At 71.7% G+C, this 17398-nt stretch carries 18 protein-coding genes; 7 read left to right on the top strand and 11 right to left on the bottom strand.

Going from position 1 to position 17398, the window contains the following annotated elements; genetic code table 11:
* The first annotated feature begins 59 nt into the window (after positions 1–59).
* Positions 60–1148 carry a DUF4037 domain-containing protein gene (locus ABZ860_RS14290; protein WP_357219826.1) on the top strand — a complete coding sequence of 363 codons (1089 nt, stop codon included), beginning with the start codon at positions 60–62 and terminating at the stop codon, positions 1146–1148.
* Between the two features lie 52 nt (positions 1149–1200).
* On the opposite strand, the gene ABZ860_RS14285 is transcribed toward ABZ860_RS14290, so the two are convergent.
* The 4 genes from ABZ860_RS14285 to ABZ860_RS14270 all read right to left on the bottom strand — a co-directional run bounded on the left by ABZ860_RS14285 (position 1201) and on the right by ABZ860_RS14270 (position 5362).
* A complete protein-coding gene (locus ABZ860_RS14285) occupies positions 1201–2841 on the bottom strand; it encodes a beta-N-acetylhexosaminidase (protein WP_357219824.1) in 1641 nt (546 codons plus the stop codon).
* A gap of 85 nt (positions 2842–2926) precedes the next feature.
* Positions 2927–3811, bottom strand: coding sequence for an N-acetylmuramoyl-L-alanine amidase (locus tag ABZ860_RS14280; RefSeq protein ID WP_357219822.1), 885 nt, complete (start codon positions 3809–3811; stop codon positions 2927–2929).
* Between the two features lie 66 nt (positions 3812–3877).
* Positions 3878–4144: a hypothetical protein gene (locus ABZ860_RS14275; protein ID WP_357219820.1), complete on the bottom strand. Its 267-nt coding sequence runs from the start codon at positions 4142–4144 to the stop codon at positions 3878–3880.
* A gap of 114 nt (positions 4145–4258) precedes the next feature.
* Positions 4259–5362: a LacI family DNA-binding transcriptional regulator gene (locus tag ABZ860_RS14270; protein ID WP_357219818.1), complete on the bottom strand. Its 1104-nt coding sequence runs from the start codon at positions 5360–5362 to the stop codon at positions 4259–4261.
* Positions 5363–5584: 222 nt separating this feature from the next.
* On the opposite strand from ABZ860_RS14270, the gene ABZ860_RS14265 reads away from it, so the two are divergent.
* Positions 5585–6277: a TetR/AcrR family transcriptional regulator gene (locus tag ABZ860_RS14265; protein ID WP_357219817.1), complete on the top strand. Its 693-nt coding sequence runs from the start codon at positions 5585–5587 to the stop codon at positions 6275–6277.
* Between the two features lie 294 nt (positions 6278–6571).
* On the opposite strand, the gene bldC is transcribed toward ABZ860_RS14265, so the two are convergent.
* A complete protein-coding gene (gene bldC, locus ABZ860_RS14260) occupies positions 6572–6775 on the bottom strand; it encodes a developmental transcriptional regulator BldC (RefSeq protein ID WP_013133571.1) in 204 nt (67 codons plus the stop codon).
* Positions 6776–7174: 399 nt separating this feature from the next.
* Positions 7175–8041 (bottom strand): hypothetical protein, encoded by an 867-nt coding sequence (locus ABZ860_RS14255; RefSeq protein WP_357219815.1) that lies wholly within the window; start codon positions 8039–8041, stop codon positions 7175–7177.
* Positions 8042–8175: 134 nt separating this feature from the next.
* Between ABZ860_RS14255 and ABZ860_RS14250 the strand changes: the two genes are divergently transcribed.
* Together ABZ860_RS14250 and ABZ860_RS14245 are read left to right on the top strand one after the other, a co-directional pair.
* Entirely contained in the window at positions 8176–9294 is a 1119-nt protein-coding gene (locus ABZ860_RS14250) for a Glu/Leu/Phe/Val dehydrogenase dimerization domain-containing protein (protein ID WP_357219813.1), read from the top strand.
* A gap of 151 nt (positions 9295–9445) precedes the next feature.
* The gene (locus ABZ860_RS14245) at positions 9446–9676 is read left to right on the top strand and encodes a DUF3073 domain-containing protein (protein ID WP_079315184.1); all 231 of its coding nucleotides are present in this window, start codon (positions 9446–9448) and stop codon (positions 9674–9676) included.
* A 530-nt stretch (positions 9677–10206) separates the two neighbouring features.
* On the opposite strand, the gene purM is transcribed toward ABZ860_RS14245, so the two are convergent.
* Both purM and purF read right to left on the bottom strand, forming a co-directional pair.
* Positions 10207–11235: a phosphoribosylformylglycinamidine cyclo-ligase gene (gene purM / locus ABZ860_RS14240; RefSeq protein ID WP_357219812.1), complete on the bottom strand. Its 1029-nt coding sequence runs from the start codon at positions 11233–11235 to the stop codon at positions 10207–10209.
* The gene (gene purF, locus ABZ860_RS14235) at positions 11232–12668 is read right to left on the bottom strand and encodes an amidophosphoribosyltransferase (RefSeq protein WP_357219810.1); all 1437 of its coding nucleotides are present in this window, start codon (positions 12666–12668) and stop codon (positions 11232–11234) included. Before purF ends, purM begins: the two co-directional genes overlap by 4 nt.
* A gap of 182 nt (positions 12669–12850) precedes the next feature.
* Here purF and ABZ860_RS14230 point away from each other — a divergent pair, with 182 nt between their 5' ends.
* Positions 12851–13255 carry a hypothetical protein gene (locus ABZ860_RS14230; protein WP_357219808.1) on the top strand — a complete coding sequence of 135 codons (405 nt, stop codon included), beginning with the start codon at positions 12851–12853 and terminating at the stop codon, positions 13253–13255.
* Positions 13256–13267: 12 nt separating this feature from the next.
* Here ABZ860_RS14230 and ABZ860_RS14225 read toward each other — a convergent pair whose 3' ends face one another.
* Entirely contained in the window at positions 13268–13708 is a 441-nt protein-coding gene (locus ABZ860_RS14225) for a sterol carrier family protein (RefSeq protein ID WP_357219806.1), read from the bottom strand.
* Positions 13709–13829: 121 nt separating this feature from the next.
* Between ABZ860_RS14225 and ABZ860_RS14220 the strand changes: the two genes are divergently transcribed.
* Together ABZ860_RS14220 and ABZ860_RS14215 are read left to right on the top strand one after the other, a co-directional pair.
* A complete protein-coding gene (locus ABZ860_RS14220; protein WP_357219804.1) occupies positions 13830–14378 on the top strand; it encodes a sigma-70 family RNA polymerase sigma factor in 549 nt (182 codons plus the stop codon).
* Positions 14375–15361 (top strand): hypothetical protein, encoded by a 987-nt coding sequence (locus tag ABZ860_RS14215; protein ID WP_357219802.1) that lies wholly within the window; start codon positions 14375–14377, stop codon positions 15359–15361. Before ABZ860_RS14220 ends, ABZ860_RS14215 begins: the two co-directional genes overlap by 4 nt.
* A 43-nt stretch (positions 15362–15404) precedes the next feature.
* On the opposite strand, the gene ABZ860_RS14210 is transcribed toward ABZ860_RS14215, so the two are convergent.
* Both ABZ860_RS14210 and ABZ860_RS14205 read right to left on the bottom strand, forming a co-directional pair.
* A complete protein-coding gene (locus ABZ860_RS14210; RefSeq protein ID WP_357219801.1) occupies positions 15405–16475 on the bottom strand; it encodes an FAD-dependent monooxygenase in 1071 nt (356 codons plus the stop codon).
* A complete protein-coding gene (locus tag ABZ860_RS14205; RefSeq protein WP_357219799.1) occupies positions 16472–17335 on the bottom strand; it encodes an NAD(P)H-binding protein in 864 nt (287 codons plus the stop codon). The genes ABZ860_RS14210 and ABZ860_RS14205 overlap by 4 nt, the downstream gene beginning before the upstream one ends.
* Between the last annotated feature and the right edge of the window lie 63 nt (positions 17336–17398).

The raw sequence follows: 17398 nt of genomic DNA, 5'->3' as shown, positions 1-17398 counted from the left end.
CCCGCCGCAACCGGAAAGCCGGTTGCTTCGCGCGAGGGAGCCTGCGGAGGATGTCGGTCATGGGAGACGGGCATGTGCGCGGACTGGAGCTGTCGCGGCGGTTCTACCTGGAGGCGGTGGCACCGCTGCTGGCGCGGCGCTTCGGCGGCCTCACGCACACGGCGGCCCTCCTCGGTCCGGGCTCGGAGGTGCTCGGGTACGACACGGAGCGGTCGACCGACCACGACTGGGGCCCGCGGCTGCAGCTGTTCCTGAACCGCGAGGACGCCGCCGCCCACGGTGAGGCCGTGGACGCCGCACTCGCCGGGAGCCTGCCGCCGAACTTCCTCGGCCATCCCACGAACTTCGGTCCGACCGGGGTCGACGGCACCCGGCACATGCAGCCGGCGGACGGGCCGCTCCGGCACGGAGTGGTGGTGGCCGATCTGACCGAATGGCTCACCGGGCATCTCGGGTTCGATCCGATCGCGGGCGTCGGGCTGTCCGACTGGCTGGCGACGCCCACCCAGACGCTCGCGGAGATCACGGCGGGTGATGTCTTCCACGACGGCCTTGGCCTGCTCCTGCCGGTCCGCCGGCGCCTCGCCTGGTATCCCGGCGACGTCTGGCGCTACGTCCTGGCCTGTCAGTGGCGGCGCATATGTCAGGAGGAGGCGTTCGTGGGCCGCGCCGGCGAGGCCGGCGACGAACTGGGCTCCGCCGTCACCTGCGCCCGCCTGGTGCGGGACCTCATCCGGCTCGCCCTGCTCATGCACCGCCGCTACCCGCCGTACGGGAAGTGGCTGGGCAGCGCCTTCGCCGACCTGCCGTGCGGCCCGGCTCTGGCGCCCGTGCTCAGGGCGGCCGTGTCGGCCGGCGACTGGCGGGAGCGCGAGCGCCACCTCGCCACGGCCTACGAGGCCCTCGCGGCCCTGCACAACGACCTCGGCCTCACCGCGCCCGTCGATCCGCGCACCCGGCCGTACCACAGCCGGCCCTACCGGGTGCTGCGCGCCGAGCGCTTCACCGAGGCGCTGCTGGAGACCATCGCCGATCCCCGGGTGCGGCGGTTGCCTCTCATCGGTGCGGTGGACCAGTACGTCGACAGCACCGACGTGCTGGGCGACCGGCCCCGTGTGCGGCGCGTCGCCGACGCGGCGCGCCGGTAGAGACGCCGGCCACGCGGGGCGGCGTCAGAGACGCCGCCGACACGGCGCGGCGTCAGAGACTGGGCCGGGTGGAGTCGGCCGACAGGCTGAGCTCGTGGAGGTGGCGCATCACGTCGTGCACGGCGACGGCGCCCGGCCGGTGGCGACGCCATCCGGTGCCGCCCCGCTGCCAGGGCCGGGGGCCGGACAGCGGCCGATACTCCACGCCGAACGCGTCCAGCCGCGCCAGGTGGGCCTCGACGCGGCGGAAGAAGTCCTCGGGCCCGGCCGGGCCGCCGGTCCACGCGACCTCGGCCGCCGCGCAGCCCCGGGGCCAGGCGCGGTAGTCGAGCGTCCGGCCGTCCGGGATGCGCTCGCTCCACAGCTGGAACTGGACGCCGAGGACCCGGGCACGCTCCTCCTCCGGCCACGCGGACGGCGCGGGCGCGAAGGCCGCCACGTCGGCCACGGTGATCGCGTCTCCCAGTCCGGCCGGCTCCTCGGGCGAGGCCGCCTCGGCGTAGTCGAAGTACATCGGGAAGACCGGCGTCGCCACCACGTCGTGCCCCGCCGCCGCGGCCCGGCGGGCGACGTGCTCGCCGCGCCAGGGCATCACGATCGTGTCCGGCCTCAGCCTGCCGCTGACGAAGGCCTCGTCCCACACCACCGTGCGGCTGCCGCGCTCGGCCAGTGCGTCGGCGAGCCGCCGCAGGAACCACGCGTGCAGGTCGCCCGTGCTCTCCAGGCCCAGCGACGCCTGGTACGCCGAGATCTCGGCCGACGCCGCCCAGTCGTCGAGCACGCACTCGTCGCCGCCGATGTGGAAGTAGGGCACCTCACCCAGGGCGTCGGCGATCTCGGCGAACACGGTGGTCAAAAAGTCGACGGTCGCCGGAAGCGGGGACAGGATCGCCGACGAGATGCCCCACCGGTCCAGCACCTCGTAGCGCTCCTGCGGCCGGGACGCCAGCGCGGGATAGGCGGCCAGCACGGCGGAGGCGTGCCCCGGCACGTCGATCTCCGGCACGACGGTGACCGCCCGCGCCCGCGCGTATGCCGAGATCTCCGTCAGGTCGGCGAGCGTGTAGTGGCCGCCGTGGGGGACGCCGTCGAAGGCGAGCTCTTCGCCCCTGTGGCTGGTGATCGTCCGCGGCCGGTGCGAGCCCACCTCGTGCAGCAGCGGGAACGCCCTGCTCTCGACCCGCCAGCCCTGGTCGTCGGCCAGGTGGAGGTGCAGCCGGTTGAGCTTGTGCAGCGCCATCAGGTCGATCATCCGCAGCACCTCCCGCTTCGGCAGGAAGCTGCGGGCCACGTCGAGGTGGGCGCCGCGCCAGGAGAACCCCGGCGCGTCCTCCACGCGCCCGCGGGGGATCGTCCAGGACGTCCCGGGCACGACGGCCGACCGGAACGCCTCGGCCGGCAGGAGCTGCCGCAGCGTCTGCCCGGCGTAGAAGGCGCCCGCGCGGTCTCCCGCCGCGATGCGCACGCCGTCGCCCGCGACCGTCAGCGCGTACGCCTCCGGCCCGAGCCGGGGGTCCTCCTCCACCCGCACGGCCGCCGTGGCGGCGTCGCCGGGCCTGAGGTCGAGCACGGGGAGCGCGAGCCGTACGGCGTCGGTGAACGGGGCCGGACCCGACACGGCGGAGCCGGGAGCGATCTCGGCCGGCCCCGAGCCCGTCTCGACGAGCCTCGGCAGGGGAAGGAGATGCGTCATGCCGCCGATGATGCCAAACCCCGCCGACGGTCCCGCCACCCCGTCCACAGCCCTCTGAAAGCCGCCGAGGGCCCCCGCAGGCGGGTCAGCGGGCGGAGGTGAGGTAGTTCTCCAGGCCCTTCTCCAGCGACCGAGCCATCCTGGCCCGGAACGCCGGGTCCTTGAATCTGGCGGCGTCCCTGGCGTTGCGCATGTTGCCGCACTCGATGAAGATCTTCGGCACCGTCGACAGGTTGAGCCCGCCGAGATCGCTGCGGTAGTTGAGCGCCTGCTTGCCGATATAGGTCGAGTACGGCAGGCCGGTGCCGCTGCGGAAGGCGTCCCGCACGTTCAGACCGAGCCGCGCCGAGTCCTTCACGACCGGATCGACTGGCCCGCCGATCTTCTTCGGCATGATGACGTGGAACCCGCGGAGGTTCCCCGCCGCGCCGTCGCCGTGGATGGAGATCGCCGCGTCCGCGTGGGCCTTGTTGCCGATGGCGGCCCGCTGATTTATGCAGGGACCCCACTCGGTGCTGCTCGTCCGGGTGAGCTTGACCGTTGCGCCCTTGGCCTTCAGGAGCTTCGCCAGCCTGTTGGACAGGTCCCAGGTGAAGGCCGCCTCGGTGTAGCCGTCGTTCGTCGACGTGCCGGTCGTGTCGCAGGCCTTCTTCTGGTTGGCGATGTCGACCAGCTGGTTGATCTCCTTGGTGTGGCGGAAGTTGCCGCCGTTGTGACCCGGGTCGATCACCACGACCTTCCCGGTCAGCGGCAGGGCCTCGGCCTCGGAGGCGGCCGTACGCGTGGCCGGGGCGGCCGTCTCGGCGGAGGCCGTGCCCGCCGCCTGGTCCTGGGTCGTGGCCGGCCGTCCGTGCTTGACCGAGGGGGTGGGGGCCGAGGCCCCCGTGTCGGAGACCTCAGCGCCGCCGCAGGCGGCGGCTCCGACCCCGCACAGGGCCAGGGCTGCGGCGGCGAGTGGTCGTCTGATCACGGTCGAAGTCCCTTCCCGGAGGTGTGGTCTCCCCAACCTAACCGGAACGGAGTCGTGATCAGACCGTTATGCCGGGAACCTGCCCGCCCACGCCGGCTCGGGGACCTCCTGCCGATGCAGGAGAGCGGCCAGCTCACGGGCGTCCTCGGCGTCGAGGCCCAGCACCACGCGGGGCCGTCCCCAGGGGTGGTCGATCGAGTGGGCGACGTAGCTCGCCACCGACTCGGCGACGTCCTCGCTGCCCAGCCCCCGGCTCTCCCTCCAGTGCGCCCAGGCCCGCTCCAGTTCGCCGGCGGCCCGCTGAGCGCAGGAGACCAACTCAGGATCACGCATGAATCCCCCCGATTTCCGGTCGCCGGCCCGCGGGCAGCCCTTCCGCGACCCGCCGGGGGCCGGCGCCACGGCTGAAGTCAACACCGGCCGCGAGGGGACACGTCGGTGATTGACCTAGCTTTGGGCACCACTTGGAGCGGGCCCGGTGCTCCGCCGTACGACGAGCTGCGGGCTCACCTGCCGCAGCCGGGCGGTCTTGCCCGGCTCGGTGATGCGGTCGCTCAGCAGCGCCGCCGCCGAGCGGCCCATGGCCCGCCGGGGCTGGTCCACGCTCGTCAGCGAGATGTGGGTGACGGCCGCGAGATGGGTGTTGTCGTATCCGACGACCGACAGGTCCTCGGGCACCCGCAGCCCCAGCTCGCTCGCCGCGGTCAGCACGCCCATGGCCACGATGTCGTTCGCCGCGAAGATCGCCGTCGGCCGGGGGTCGCGCTTGAGCAGCGCAAGCGCCGCGCGCCGGCCGCCCTCCTCGCTGAAGTCGCCGTGCTCGACCATGATGTACGGCGCCAGCGCGTGGCGGCGCATGGCGACCAGGTAGCCCTCGCAGCGGCAGCGGGCGGCGGACGACGGCGCGCCCTCGATGTGGGCGATGCGCCGGTGGCCCAGCTCCACGAGGTGGTCCACGGCGAAGCGGGCGCCGAGCTGGTCGTCGTCGACGACGATGTCCACGCCCTCGAGTTCGACGTCGCGCTCGCCGACCACCACGGTCGGCGTGTAGGCCGAGGCCTCGGCCAGCGTGTCGCTGGACGGCGCGACCCCGAGCAGGACCAGGCCGTCCACCCGCAGCTCGAGGAACGCCTCGACGGCCTCGTCCTCGAACGCCGGGTCCCAGCGGCCGCTGCCGATCAGCAGCCGCAGCCCGTCGCCGTGCAGGCTCTCCTGCAGGCCGTCGAGGAACTCCGCGTAGAAGGGGTTGTGCAGGTCGGCCACGAGCGCGCCCACCAGGTGGGTGCGCCCCTCGACCAGGCTGCGCGCGACCGCGTTCGGGCGGTAGCCGAGCTCCCGGGCGGCCTGGAGGACCGCCTCCCTGCGGTGCTCGCTCACGTGCGGGGAGCCCCGCAGCACGAGCGACACCAGCGACTTGGAGACTCCTGCCCGCTCGGCCACGTTGCGGATCGTCGGGCGTGGCCGCGGGCTGAACCCATCGGACAGTCCGCCGGCGGGGATCGCGACCCCGACGTCTTTCCGGGCAGTGGTCTGCATGGACGGTCCTGACATGGTTCTCCCCACGATGCGTGGACGTGCACCTGACACACCAAACGATCGAGTTGCCCAGAGGGTACGGGTTGATCGCGGTTAGACAGGAACCTTCCTCTAATCGGGCGTTGGGAAGGTTAGCCGCACCACGGGTAGGACGCCGGAGCCGGGAGGGGGTTTGAGGGGGAACCCTTGATTCTGCCGGTCCCCCTCTCAGAGGGCCGATTCGCTAGGGTGCGGGGTGTGAGTGCCACACGCCAAGCGGAAGACGGGGCACGGCCGGCGCGCCGCAGGCTCAGCGTGGACCGGCGGCGTGAAGAGCTCATCGCCGCCGCGCTCGAGCTGTTCAGCAGGCACGACGCCGAGGACGTCTCGATCGACGACGTGGCGGCTTCCGCGGGCGCGTCCAGGGCGCTCGTCTATCACTACTTCGGCGGCAAGCAGGAGCTCTACGTGGCGGCCCTGCGCAGCGCGGCGGCCGAACTGCAGGCGCGGTTACAGCCGCAGGGCGAGGGCGGGCCGCTGGAGCAGCTCGGTTCGGGCCTGACGCGTTACTTCGACTTCGTCGAGGAGCACGCGGCCGGATTCGCCGCGTTGCTCAGGGGAGGCCCGGCCAACCGCGCCGGGGAGATCGGCGAGATCGTCGACGGGGTGCGGCAGCGCATGCTGCGCATGATCGTTCATCAGATGGGTGTCGAGGCGCCCGGTCCGGCGTTGCGCGTCACGCTGAGGTCGTGGGTCGCCTCCGTGGAGACGGCCGGCCTCGACTGGCTGGAGCACCGCGACATGGAGCGGGCCGAGCTGGAGCGCCTCCTGGTGGACCAGATGGTCGCGCTCCTGCGGGCGGCGAGCGGGCACGATCCCGGGATGCGGGTGCTGCTGGAGACCCTGCTGTCCGTGCACCCGGCATCTGCGAACCGTGAGGCCGTTCCCTGACCCCTCACCGCGTTCGTGCGACGTTCCGGGGCGCGAAGGCCGGGCGTACGCGTGGGGAGACGGCGTGGGAAGACGGGAGAACCGCCGGGGGCGGAACGGACCGGGCGTTCACAGGGGGAACCGTGGGTGTTCCTGCGGGGAAATCATGGGCGTTCACGCGGGGAGGCGCCGGGCGGGCGGCGCCGACCCCAGATCCCCTCCCATGACCCGTAGTGGTCACGGGAGTGTGGTGGACGCGCTCACATCCCCGACGCGAGCGCGCCGTCGTTCCCCCCGTGGCGTGACGGCCACGTCCTACTCGGACCGCTGCTGCGGAATCCCCGCGAGCAGTGCCCGGACCTCGGTCTCCCGGTACCGCCGGTGACCGCCGAGGGTGCGGATGGACGTCAACTTGCCCGCCTTCGCCCACCGGGTGACGGTCTTGGGGTCGACGCGGAACATCGTGGCGACCTCAGCCGGGGTGAGCAGTGGCTCGGCCTCGGGTGTACGAGCTGACATTTGTGCGGCCTCTCCTCCGTGTGGACCGCCGGCAGCGATCCTGCGACTTGTCTGGCGCAAGTGCCCCTTCCGTCAATCCCTGCCCGTCGCGTCGGCCAGAGCGGCGGCGTTCGGGCAAGTCTTGTCGGTCGCGGCACTGTCACGGATGTCCTTCAATGATCCAAAAACGTGCGGTTTCTGGGACCATTTACGGCATCACCCGATGTGACCATACAGCCACGTAGCGCGATTGGCGAGCCCTCTGGGCACAACGTCTCGACCACGGGTTGATGTCACGCTCGGTGATTCTAGCGACACGTTTCGTGGTATCGCAGTGAAAACGGCAAACTACTCAGTTCGTAGATGTGAGATCGACTATGCCATGACCAGAATCGGCACGTCAGGGCATGTTCATGACCATCAGTTTGCCGATTCGAGGGCGCGGATCGACCTCCAGCGGAGAATCACCCGCTGATACATCGCGAAGGCAAGTTCTTCCTGACCGTTGTCCAAACCCGCGAGGGCGGTCGCCACCTCGGCGACGGACTGGTCGCCCTGGAGGGTGCGGTCGTCCATCAGGTGGACGAGGCCGCCGTAGTCGAGCTCCACCAGCGAGTGGGGGTGGAACTCCTCCAGCCAGCGGCCCACCTCTTCGACCTCGGTGAGGGCCGCCACCTGCCCGACGTGCCTGCGGATCACCACCAGCGCCCGGGCCACCCGGCGCCGGGCCTGCGCCATCGAGGTGACGTACAGCATGTTCCTGGGCGGCGCGGCCGTCGTCTGCGCGGCCGGCTCGGCCGCCTGCTCCGAGCCCAGCACGAGCCAGCGCTCGGCGGAGTCGAACGGCACGAACCACGCGATCGGGACGTGCCAGGCGGTCGTGCGGATGTGCGTGCGCAGCGATTGCTCCCCGCGCTTGAACCTGTCGAAGTCGTCGGCGGTCTGCTCGGCGATGGCCTGCGGCACGAACCGGGAGGCGAGCTTGACCGGGACGCTTCCGCGGAACGACGCGAACGCGAGCCACGACCGCAGCCTGCTCTGCCAGGGGCAGACGTACAGCGTCTCCTCCACCCGGCGCAGGTACGCGTTGGGGCTCTCCCGCTCGGGGGCCGGCAGCGGAGGGACCGGCAGCAGGCGGCGGACCGCCTCGCCGTGTTCGACCTCGAGCGCGCCCGCCCGGCGCGGCCGGTCGCGCGACTCGGCATACCGGGCCCACCGAGCCTGATCCTGCGGGGCGAAAGCGGTCAGCGGCTCGTACACACGGAGATAGGCGGCGTAGGGGAGCACACCAGAATCGTGCCACGTCGCGGGACACCTGTGCAGCACCGTTCCGGCTTTTCATGATCGTTTCACGGGTGCGTCGGATAAGCTGAAGGCCGATCGCCGCAACGAGGCGGCGTACACGATCAGGAGTCACCACCGTGACCGACGTTTTCGGGCTGTCCCACAAGGATTCCAGCTCCGGCGGCGACACGAACCCCGCCCAGCCGGTGCGACACGAACAGGTCGTCTTCTGCTCAGACGAGCGCAGCGGCCTGTACGCCATCATCGCGATCTACAGCACCGCCCTCGGACCGGGGCTCGGCGGCACCCGGTTCTATCCCTACCAGAGCGAGCAGGCCGCACTCGCCGACGTGCTCAACCTCTCCCGGGCCATGGCGTACAAGAACGCGCTGGCCGGCCTCGACCACGGCGGCGCCAAGGCCGTCATCATCGGCGACCCCTCGATCGACAAGAGCGAGGCCCTGCTGCGGGCCTACGGCAGGTTCGTCCAGTCGCTCGGCGGGCGCTACTACACGGCCTGCGACGTGGGCACCTACAGCGAGGACATGGACGTCGTGGCGCGCGAGTGCTCCTATGTCACCGGCCGCACCCAGGCGCACGGCGGCGCGGGAGACTCCTCCATCCTCACCGCGTTCGGCGTGTTCCAGGGCATGCGGGCCGCCGCCGACCACGTGTACGGCGCCTCCTCCCTGAGCGGCAGGCGGGTCGGGGTCGAGGGCGTCGGCAAGGTCGGGCACCGCCTCGTCGACCACCTGATCGAGGATGGGGCCGAGGTCGTGATCTGCGACGTCGACGAGCAGGCCGTCGAACGGGTGCGGCAGCGCCACCCCGCCGTCGAGATCGTGCCCGACGCCGCCACGCTCGCGGCCTCCGACATCGACGTGTACGCGCCCTGCGCCCTCGGCGGCGCGCTGGACGACGAGACCGTCCCCCGGCTCAAGGCGAAGATCGTCTGCGGTGGGGCCAACAACCAGCTCGCCCACCCCGGCGTCGAGAAGCAGCTCGCCGAGCGGGGCATCCTGTACGCCCCGGACTACGTCGTGAACTCCGGCGGGGTCATCCAGGTGGCCGACGAGATCGAGGGCTTCGACATGGACCGGGCCCGCGCCCGGGCGGCGAAGATCTTCGACACGACCTTGAAGATCTTCCGCTCGGCCGAGGAGGAAGGCGTCCCTCCCGCCGTCGCAGCGGATAGGCTGGCAGAGCGGAGAATGTCAGAAATCGGTCGGCTAAGGGGTATTTGGCTCCGGCGCTGACCGCCGCCGCTCGTACGACGTACCGAGCGGCGCACAAACCAGGTACGGTAATAGGCGAACGAGAGACTGACGCCTGAAGTCAGGTGGCGTCGGTGCGCGGTGCGTTAGTGACGAGGGGTCGGGCACGGCCCCGCATGAGGGGGTCGAGCCAATGGGGCGCGGCCGAGCCAAGGCCAAGCAGGTCAAGGTCGCCCGTCAGCTGAAGTACAACAGCGGCGGTACGGATCTTGAGCGCCTGCGCGCGGAGCTCGGAGTCGTGGACGCCGACGATTCCGGCCACAGTGACGAGCATGACCCTTACGACGAGTTGGCTGATCGCTACGCCGATTACGCGGCCGTCGACGACGACGACGGCGACGACGATCGCCGTGGGCGGCGTTGACCCGGTTCTGATCGCCAGGTGAGTGACCCGGCGGGGACGTTCCCGCCGGGTTCTCTCAATGTCCGCGAGCCGCTCTCCCGTGGGCCCTTGCCTCCGGCACGGAGACGGGTGCGAAGCGGGAGTCGGCCGACCGTGCACGTTTGCGGCCGGCCGCATGTGTGGCCGGACACGATCACAGTCGGTCGGCGTCATCGGCGTGCTTCCTCAACTCGGCCTGTTTCCTCGTCTCGGCCTGTTTTCTCATCGTCGAGCCGATCAGGCCGGCACCGTCGTGGCCGCCGTCACGGCGTGGTGCCCGGGTGCTCGCGGAGGCGAACCCGGGAGGGTCCGCCGTCGCCGCGTCTCCCGAATGTGACGGATCACACATGGGTGCGCACACCCGTCGGCCGCAGGGACGGGCGGACCACCATGACGCGACCGCCCGGCTGCCGCTGCTACGACGGCGGACCGCCGCTTGATCAGCCGTTGCTCGTGCTTCCCCGGCCGGCCGCCGTTCGATCAGCCCCGGCTCGGGCCGGGCCGCCCGGACCTCACTGACGGAAACGGGCTCGTCCCTCGCCCTCGACGACCTCGCCCAGCACCCAGGCGGGCAGACCGCGACCGGTCAGCAGAGCGAGTGCCTTGTCGGCCTCCGCCGCCGGGACGATCGCGCACATGCCCACGCCGAGGTTGAACGTCTTGTCCATCTCCTCCTGGGGCACGCCGCCGCGCCCGGCCAGCACCTCGAAGATCGCGGGCGGGGTCCAGGAGTTCCGGTCGAGCAGGGCGTCCACCGTGCCGGGCAGCGACCTGGCCAGGTTGGCCGCCAGCCCGCCGCCGGTGATGTGGGCCAAGGCGTGCACCTCGGTCTCCCGGATGAGCGCCAGGCAGTCGAGCGAATAGATGCGGGTGGGCTCCAGCAGTTCCTCGCCGAGCGTGCGTCCCAGCTCGGGCAGCTCCTGCTCCAGGCGCAGCCCGGCGGTCTTGATCACGTGCCTGACCAGCGAGTAGCCGTTGGAGTGGACGCCGCTGGAGGCAAGCCCGAGCACCACGTCCCCCGGCACGACCCGGTCGGGGCCGAGCATCTCGTCCGCCTCGACGACGCCGGTGCCGGCGCCCGCGAGGTCGTACTCGTCGGGGCCCATCGCCCCGGGGTGTTCGGCGGTCTCCCCGCCGACCAGCGCGCAGCCCGCGAGCCGGCACCCCTCGGCCACGCCGCCCACGATGTCGGCGATCCGCTCGGGCACGACCTTGCCGCACGCGATGTAGTCGGTCATGAACAGCGGCTCGGCCCCGCAGACCACGAGGTCGTCCACGACCATGCCGACCAGGTCGATGCCGATCGTGTCGTGCTTGCCGAGCTGCTGGGCCAGCATGACCTTGGTGCCCACGCCGTCGGTGGACGTGGCCAGCAGCGGCCTGCGGTAGCGCAGGAACGCCGAGGCGTCGAACAGCCCGGCGAAGCCGCTGGCGTCGTCCACGACCTCGGGGCGCCGGGAGCGGGCCACCCGCGACTTCATCAGCTCGACCGCGCGATCGCCGGCCTCGATGTCGACGCCGGCAGCGGCGTAGCTGGTCATCGCTGGGCCTCCAGCACGAACTTGCCCACCCTGTCGTCCTCGATCGGAATGGGGTACTCACCGGTGAAGCACGCGCGGCAGAGCCGTTCGGCCGGCAGCGTCGTCGCCCGGGTGAGCCCCTCCAGGGAGATGTACCCGAGGGAGTCGGCGCCGAGCGAGGAGCGGATCTCCTCGACCGACAGCGACCCGGCGATCAGCTCGGCGCGGGTGGCGAAGTCGATGCCGTAGAAGCACGGCCAGGCGACCGGAGGGGAGGAGATCCGCACGTGGACCTCGGTGGCCCCGGCCTCGCGCAGCATCTTCACGATGGCCCGCTGGGTGTTGCCGCGGACGATCGAGTCGTCCACGACCACCAGGCGCTTGCCCTCGATGACCTCGCGCAGCGGGTTGAGCTTGAGGCGGATGCCGAGCTGGCGGATGGTCTGCGACGGCTGGATGAAGGTCCGGCCGACGTAGGAGTTCTTCACCAGGCCCTGGCCGTACGGGATGCCGCTCTGCTCGGCGTAACCGATGGCGGCGGGGGTGCCGGACTCGGGCGTGGGGATCACGAGGTCGGCGTCCACCGGGTGCTCGCGGGCCAGCACGCGGCCGACCTCGACTCGGGTGGACTGCACGCCGCGCCCGGCGATCGTGGTGTCGGGGCGGGCGAGGTAGACGTACTCGAACAGGCAGCCCTTGGGCTCGGCCGGCGCGAAGCGGCGCGAGCGGACCCCGCGCTCGTCGATGGTCAGCAGCTCGCCGGGCTCGATCTCCCGGATGAACGACGCGCCGACGATGTCGAGGGCGGCGGTTTCGGACGCGACCACCCAGCCGCGCTCCAGCCGGCCCAGCACGAGCGGGCGGATGCCCTGCGGGTCGCGGGCGGCGAACAGCGTCGTCTCGTTCATCCAGACGAGCGAGTAGGCGCCCTTGACCTCTGGGAGCAGCTCGGCCGCCACGTCCTCGACCGGACGCGTGGAGTCCTGCGCCAGGAGAGCGGTGAGCACCTCGGTGTCGGTCGTCGCCCGGGTGGAGCCCGGCGCGAGCCGTTCGGCGAGGTAGGCGGTGTTGATCAGGTTGCCGTTGTGGGCGAGCGCCAGCCCCTTGCCGTCGCTGGAGTTCAGCGTCGGCTGCGCGTTCTCCCAGACGCTCGATCCCGTGGTGGAGTAACGGCAGTGCCCGATGGACAGGTGCCCCCGCAGGGTGCCGAGGATCGACTCGTCGAAGACCTGGGCCACCAGGCCCATGTCCTTGTAGACGAGGATGCGGCTGCCCTCGCTGACCGCGATGCCCGCGGACTCCTGCCCGCGGTGCTGCAGTGCGTAGAGGCCGTAGTAGGTGAGTTTGGAGACGTCCTCCCCGGGCGCCCATACGCCGAAGACGCCACAGGCGTCCTTCGGAGCGCGGTCCTGGGGGTCGAGGTCATGGCCCAGCCGGCCGTCGCCCTTCAACACGTACTTGAGTCTATTTGGGCGTTGGCCCTGCTCAAACCTGGGCATGCCCGTGAGGCGCCGGAAGCATCACCCTCCCTTTGCCGTGTCGCCCCTGCTCACACGCGGAATTCGGGGCAGCCTGAGCTTTCGGGCAGGCCCAAAGAATCGGATTTGGCCCAGAAATCGGTACGGGAGGGATGATCGTGACGACACCGCCGTACGGGGGGCCGCTGCCGCCGCCCCCGGCACCCGGCGGACCTCCCGGCGGCCCCTGGGGCCCCCAGCCGGGGGGCGGGCTCGGGACGGCCGCTTTGGTGCTCGGAATCTGCTCGATCGTCCTGCTGCTGCTCTGCGGCGTCGGCACGCTCGTGGCGGTCGTCGGGCTCGTCCTCGGCATCGTGGCGATAGCCAGGAACTCCAACCGGGGCAGGGCGATCGGAGGGGTGGTGCTGAGCGCGCTGACCCTGCTGCTCGCCCTGATCATCAGCGTGGCGCTCTACAACTGGTTCACGACCAGACATGTCGGCGAGTGCTTCGACCGCCGGCTCTACCCCACGCAGGAGGACGCGCAGCGCTGCGTGCAGAACAAGCTCGCCGGGCTCCAGTGACCCGGGCGGGGGTCACCAGAGGGGGAGCAGCGCGGACAGGTCGGCCCTGGCGCCGCTGGCCGCGATCTTCCCGGCAGCGGTGGCATCGGCCCACGACAGCCGGCCGGTCGCCATTTCGAGCCACGTGCGGGGGTCGGTCTCGATGACGTTGGGCGGGGTGCCCCGCGTGTGCCGGGGCCCCTCAACGCACTGGACCGCGGCGTGCGGGGGGACCCGCACCTCCACCGACCGTCCCGGCGCCCGCGCGGCCAGCTCCTCCAGCAGGTGCCGTACGGCGGCGCGGGCGGCGGCCCTCAGCGGCGTGAGCCCGGCCTCGTAGGCGTCGAGCACGGCCAGCACACACGCGTTGCCCGCCATGCTCTCGGGACCGTCGAACGGCGGCCGTCCGAGATCGGCGAGCTGGGCGTCGAGCGCCTCTCTGATCTTCCCTGGGTCGAGTCTGCGTGCCGGCACCGGCCCATTGTCCCGGATTCCGGCCCCCTCTCGATCGCGCGGGAAATGATGGGCGGTCTCCGTACATGAGAGGGGTGTCCGTAGCAGCACCCGATCAGAGGAACGATCATGGGGACCGCCCGTGGATGACGAACCGTCGGCCCGGTTCGAGGCCGTCTACCGGGAGACGTACGGCCGGCTCACGGCGTACGCCGCGCGCCGGTGCGACTCGCCGCAGGACGCGGCCGATGTGGTGGCCGAGGTCTACACCGTCGCCTGGCGCCGCCTGGACGACTTACCCGAGGGAGACGAGGCCGTCCTGTGGCTGTACGGCGTGGCCCGCAACGTGGTGGCCAACCACCGGCGGGGAGAGGTCCGCCGCCGGGCGCGTATCACCGAGTTGGACGCCGAGCTGGCCGACCTGTACGCGGACTCCCCAGAGAGCGAGGTCGAGCTGTCCGCGATCGGCGAGGCGTTCCGGCGCCTGTCCGACGACGACCGAGAGCTGTTGTCGCTGGTCGCCTGGGAGGGGCTGGGCCGCGAGGAGATCGCCACGGCGCTCGGCCTGTCACGCAACGCCGTACGCATCCGGCTCTACCGCGCCCGAAGGCGCTTTGCCCGCGCGCTCGCCGAGGCGGGCGTCCATCTCACGTCACAGTGCCGGCTGGCACCGGCGGGGAGGTCGCTGTGAAGGACATCGAAGAGGTGATCCGGCCGCTGGCCCGGCTCGAGCCCGGTACGCCCGGCGGCCACCCGTCCGGCGCGGGGGCGCGGGCGTTGCTGGCCGCCGTCACGGCCGAGCCTCGGGGCGGCGCGGACGCCGTGCGGGCCCGCTCCAGGCGGCGTGGCCCGAAGCGGCTGGCTCTGGGCCTGGCGGCCGCCGCAGTGGCCGCCGCAGGCATCGTCGTCGGCCCGAGCCTGCTCGTCGAAGGAGCCCTCACCACGCCTTCCTACGCCGTGACCAAGGACGCCGACGGAGTCGTGTGGGTCAAGGTCCGCGACTTCCGCGACATCGCGGGGCTGACGAAGCAACTGCGTGACCTGGGCGTCCCCGCCGTCGTCGACCACGTGCCCGCCGGGAAGAAGTGCCGGGAGCCGCGCGCCGCCTATGTGAAGGACATCCCCCAGGGCATCTACGACCCGCCCACGAATCTTCCGGGGGCCAAGGAAGGCTGGCAGATGCGGATCGACACCAGGCTGTTCAAGCCAGGTCAGACCTTCGTCTGGACCATCACGGCCCTGCCCGGCGGGGGAAGCAGCACGAGCACCATCCTCATGGAGGATCCGGTGAAGCCGTGCGTGCTCGTGCCCGACGACACCCCCAAGAGGACGAGTGTGCCGGAGATCCTCGCTTACCGCCTGGCGACGATGAAGGGCCGCTCGCTCGCCGGATACCGGGTGGACGGGAAGACGGTGGGCGAGGTCGTGCCGGAGATCGAGAAGCGCGGCCTGAAGGTCACCTTTGCGATCATCGAGCCCAACCCCCGGAACGTGGGTGGGTTCGGCATCGATCCACGCAGACAGGACATCCCCGTCGGGAAGGACTGGACCGTCTGGGAGGCGGAGGAGTCCACCCGGAAGCCGAAACTGATCCGCCTCCTCGTCACCGAGGAGCACCTCGACTGGAACCCGGTCTACGACAGCGGTTCGCGCGACAACGTGATCAAGGAATAGGACCTCCGTACGGCTCCGCGGGGGTGCGGAGCCGTACGGGGACTCAGGCGACCGGCTCGGCCTCGTCACCGGCCGGGAGCGGGTCCTGGCCGAGGATCCGAGCGCCGTCGGCGGCGCAGGCGCGGACCGCGGCGAAGCCGGAGCGGAGCATCTCGCGCTCGTACGAACGCAGTTCCGGGATCAGGGGACGGCCACCGGCGAGAGCGGCGGCGAGGCTCGCGGCATCCCGGAGGGCGAGGTTGGCCCCGGCTCCCCCCGCCGGGCTCATCGTGTGGGCCGCGTCGCCGAGCAGCGTGACGCGCGTGGTGTCCCAGGGGGCGATCGGCACGCTGGTGCGCAGCGCCAGCGGGAAGATCTCCCGCCAGTCGGCGAGCATCCGCCGGATGCGGGGGTGCCAGCCGGACGTCATCTCCATGACGAGGGATCTGAGCAGGTGCGGCTCGGGCGGCAGGTCCTTCGTGCGGGCGCTGAAGGAGAGGGTGGCGTAGTCGCGGGTGTGGGCGATGCCCACCACACGGTGGCAGGGCCCGGTGACCGCGCTGAACACGTGGTCCAGGTCCTCGGCCGGCTCTCGTGGGATCTTGCCGTAGAGCTGGGTGAGGCCGGTGCCGACGACGCGGGCATGCGGCAGATACTGCCGGCGGACGGCGGAGCCGGCGCCGTCGGCGCCCACCAGCACCTCGCCGGTGGCGGTGGTGCCGTCGTCGAAGCGCGCGATCACCTGCTCGCCCTCCGCCTGGAAGGCGGTGAGGCGCCTGCCATAGGTGACCAGCCCCTTCACGTCGGCGAGCAGTGCGTCACGCAACTCCTGCCGGTCGACCGACAGGTGCCTGCCGCCGAAATCGCGCTCTTCCAGCACCCGCAGGGCCGGGTCGAGACGGACGAACCGCGGCGTGGGCGTGTGGGCGGCGGCCAGGAACGCGGCCGAGCGTTCCGGCGCGAGCACGGACGCCAGCGCGTCGATGCCCACGTCGCCGAGATGAAGACGGTATCCCTGCCCACGGGTCACGGGCGAGGCGTCGCGCTCGTAGACGGCCACGTCGACGCCGGTCCCGCGCAGTCCGTTGGCCAGGGCCAGGCCGCCGAGACCGGCGCCGATGACGATCACTTTCATCGCGGCTCACCGCCGAAGCCTGCCGCGTGCTCGGCGGCCCACGCCGACAGCGGCGTGGCCGGTGCACCGGTGATGTCGGGCACGGCAGTGGTGACGGCGGGGGACGGGGCGGCGCTCAGCGTGGCGTATCCGTCGAGCAGCTCGTCGACGAAGCCGTCCGGGAAGCCGGGATCGGCCAGCAGCCGGGCGCGTTCCTCCTCCCGCGTCAGCTCGTGCCAGCGCAGCGGCCGCCCGATCGCCTCGCCGATGATCCGCACCTGCTCTTCCTGGCTGAGGACTTCGGGCCCGGTGAGCGCGTACCGGCGCCCGGCGTGCCCGTCCTCCGTGAGTGCGTGTACGGCCACCGCCGCGATGTCGTCCTCGTGGATCGGCACCGTCTTGACTGATCCGTAGGCGCCTCGCACGACGTCGCCGGCCTTGATCTGTTCGCGCCACCACAGGGTGTTGGCCATGAAGGTGCTGGGGCTGAGGATCGTCCACTCCATGCCGGACTGCTCGATCAGGTGTTCCACGGCGGCGTGCCAGCGGGCGACCGCGGTGGGCTGCAGCTCGGGCGCCACCCCGGGGCGTGCGCCGCCGCCCGTCATGAAGACGACCCTGCGCGCCTGGCGCTTCACCGCGTCGACGAGAGGCCGGGCGGGTTCGGCCGAGTGGAACGGCCACATCAGGAACGCCGCCTCGACGCCGTCCAGAGCGCCGGGCGCGTCGAGGTCCGGAGTGACGACCTCGACGCCGGTGGGGAGGCCGGCGGCCCGCGGGCGGCGGCTGGTCGCCCGTACGGCGGCGCCCGCCCGGGCGAGCCGCTCCACGACTCGCCGGCCGACGTTTCCCGTGCCGCCGAAAACCAGGTAAGTGCTCATGCGCCCACGATCGCCGCCGACCGGCGGGACGGGCGGGCCGGAGGCATCGGCGCGGCGGAAAGC

It is taken from the genome of Microbispora sp. NPDC046973, from assembly GCF_040644495.1.
In the GTDB taxonomy this organism is placed as follows: domain Bacteria; phylum Actinomycetota; class Actinomycetes; order Streptosporangiales; family Streptosporangiaceae; genus Microbispora.
Note: the sequence above shows the minus strand (reverse complement) of the source record. Positions and strands in the feature narration are given on the sequence as shown.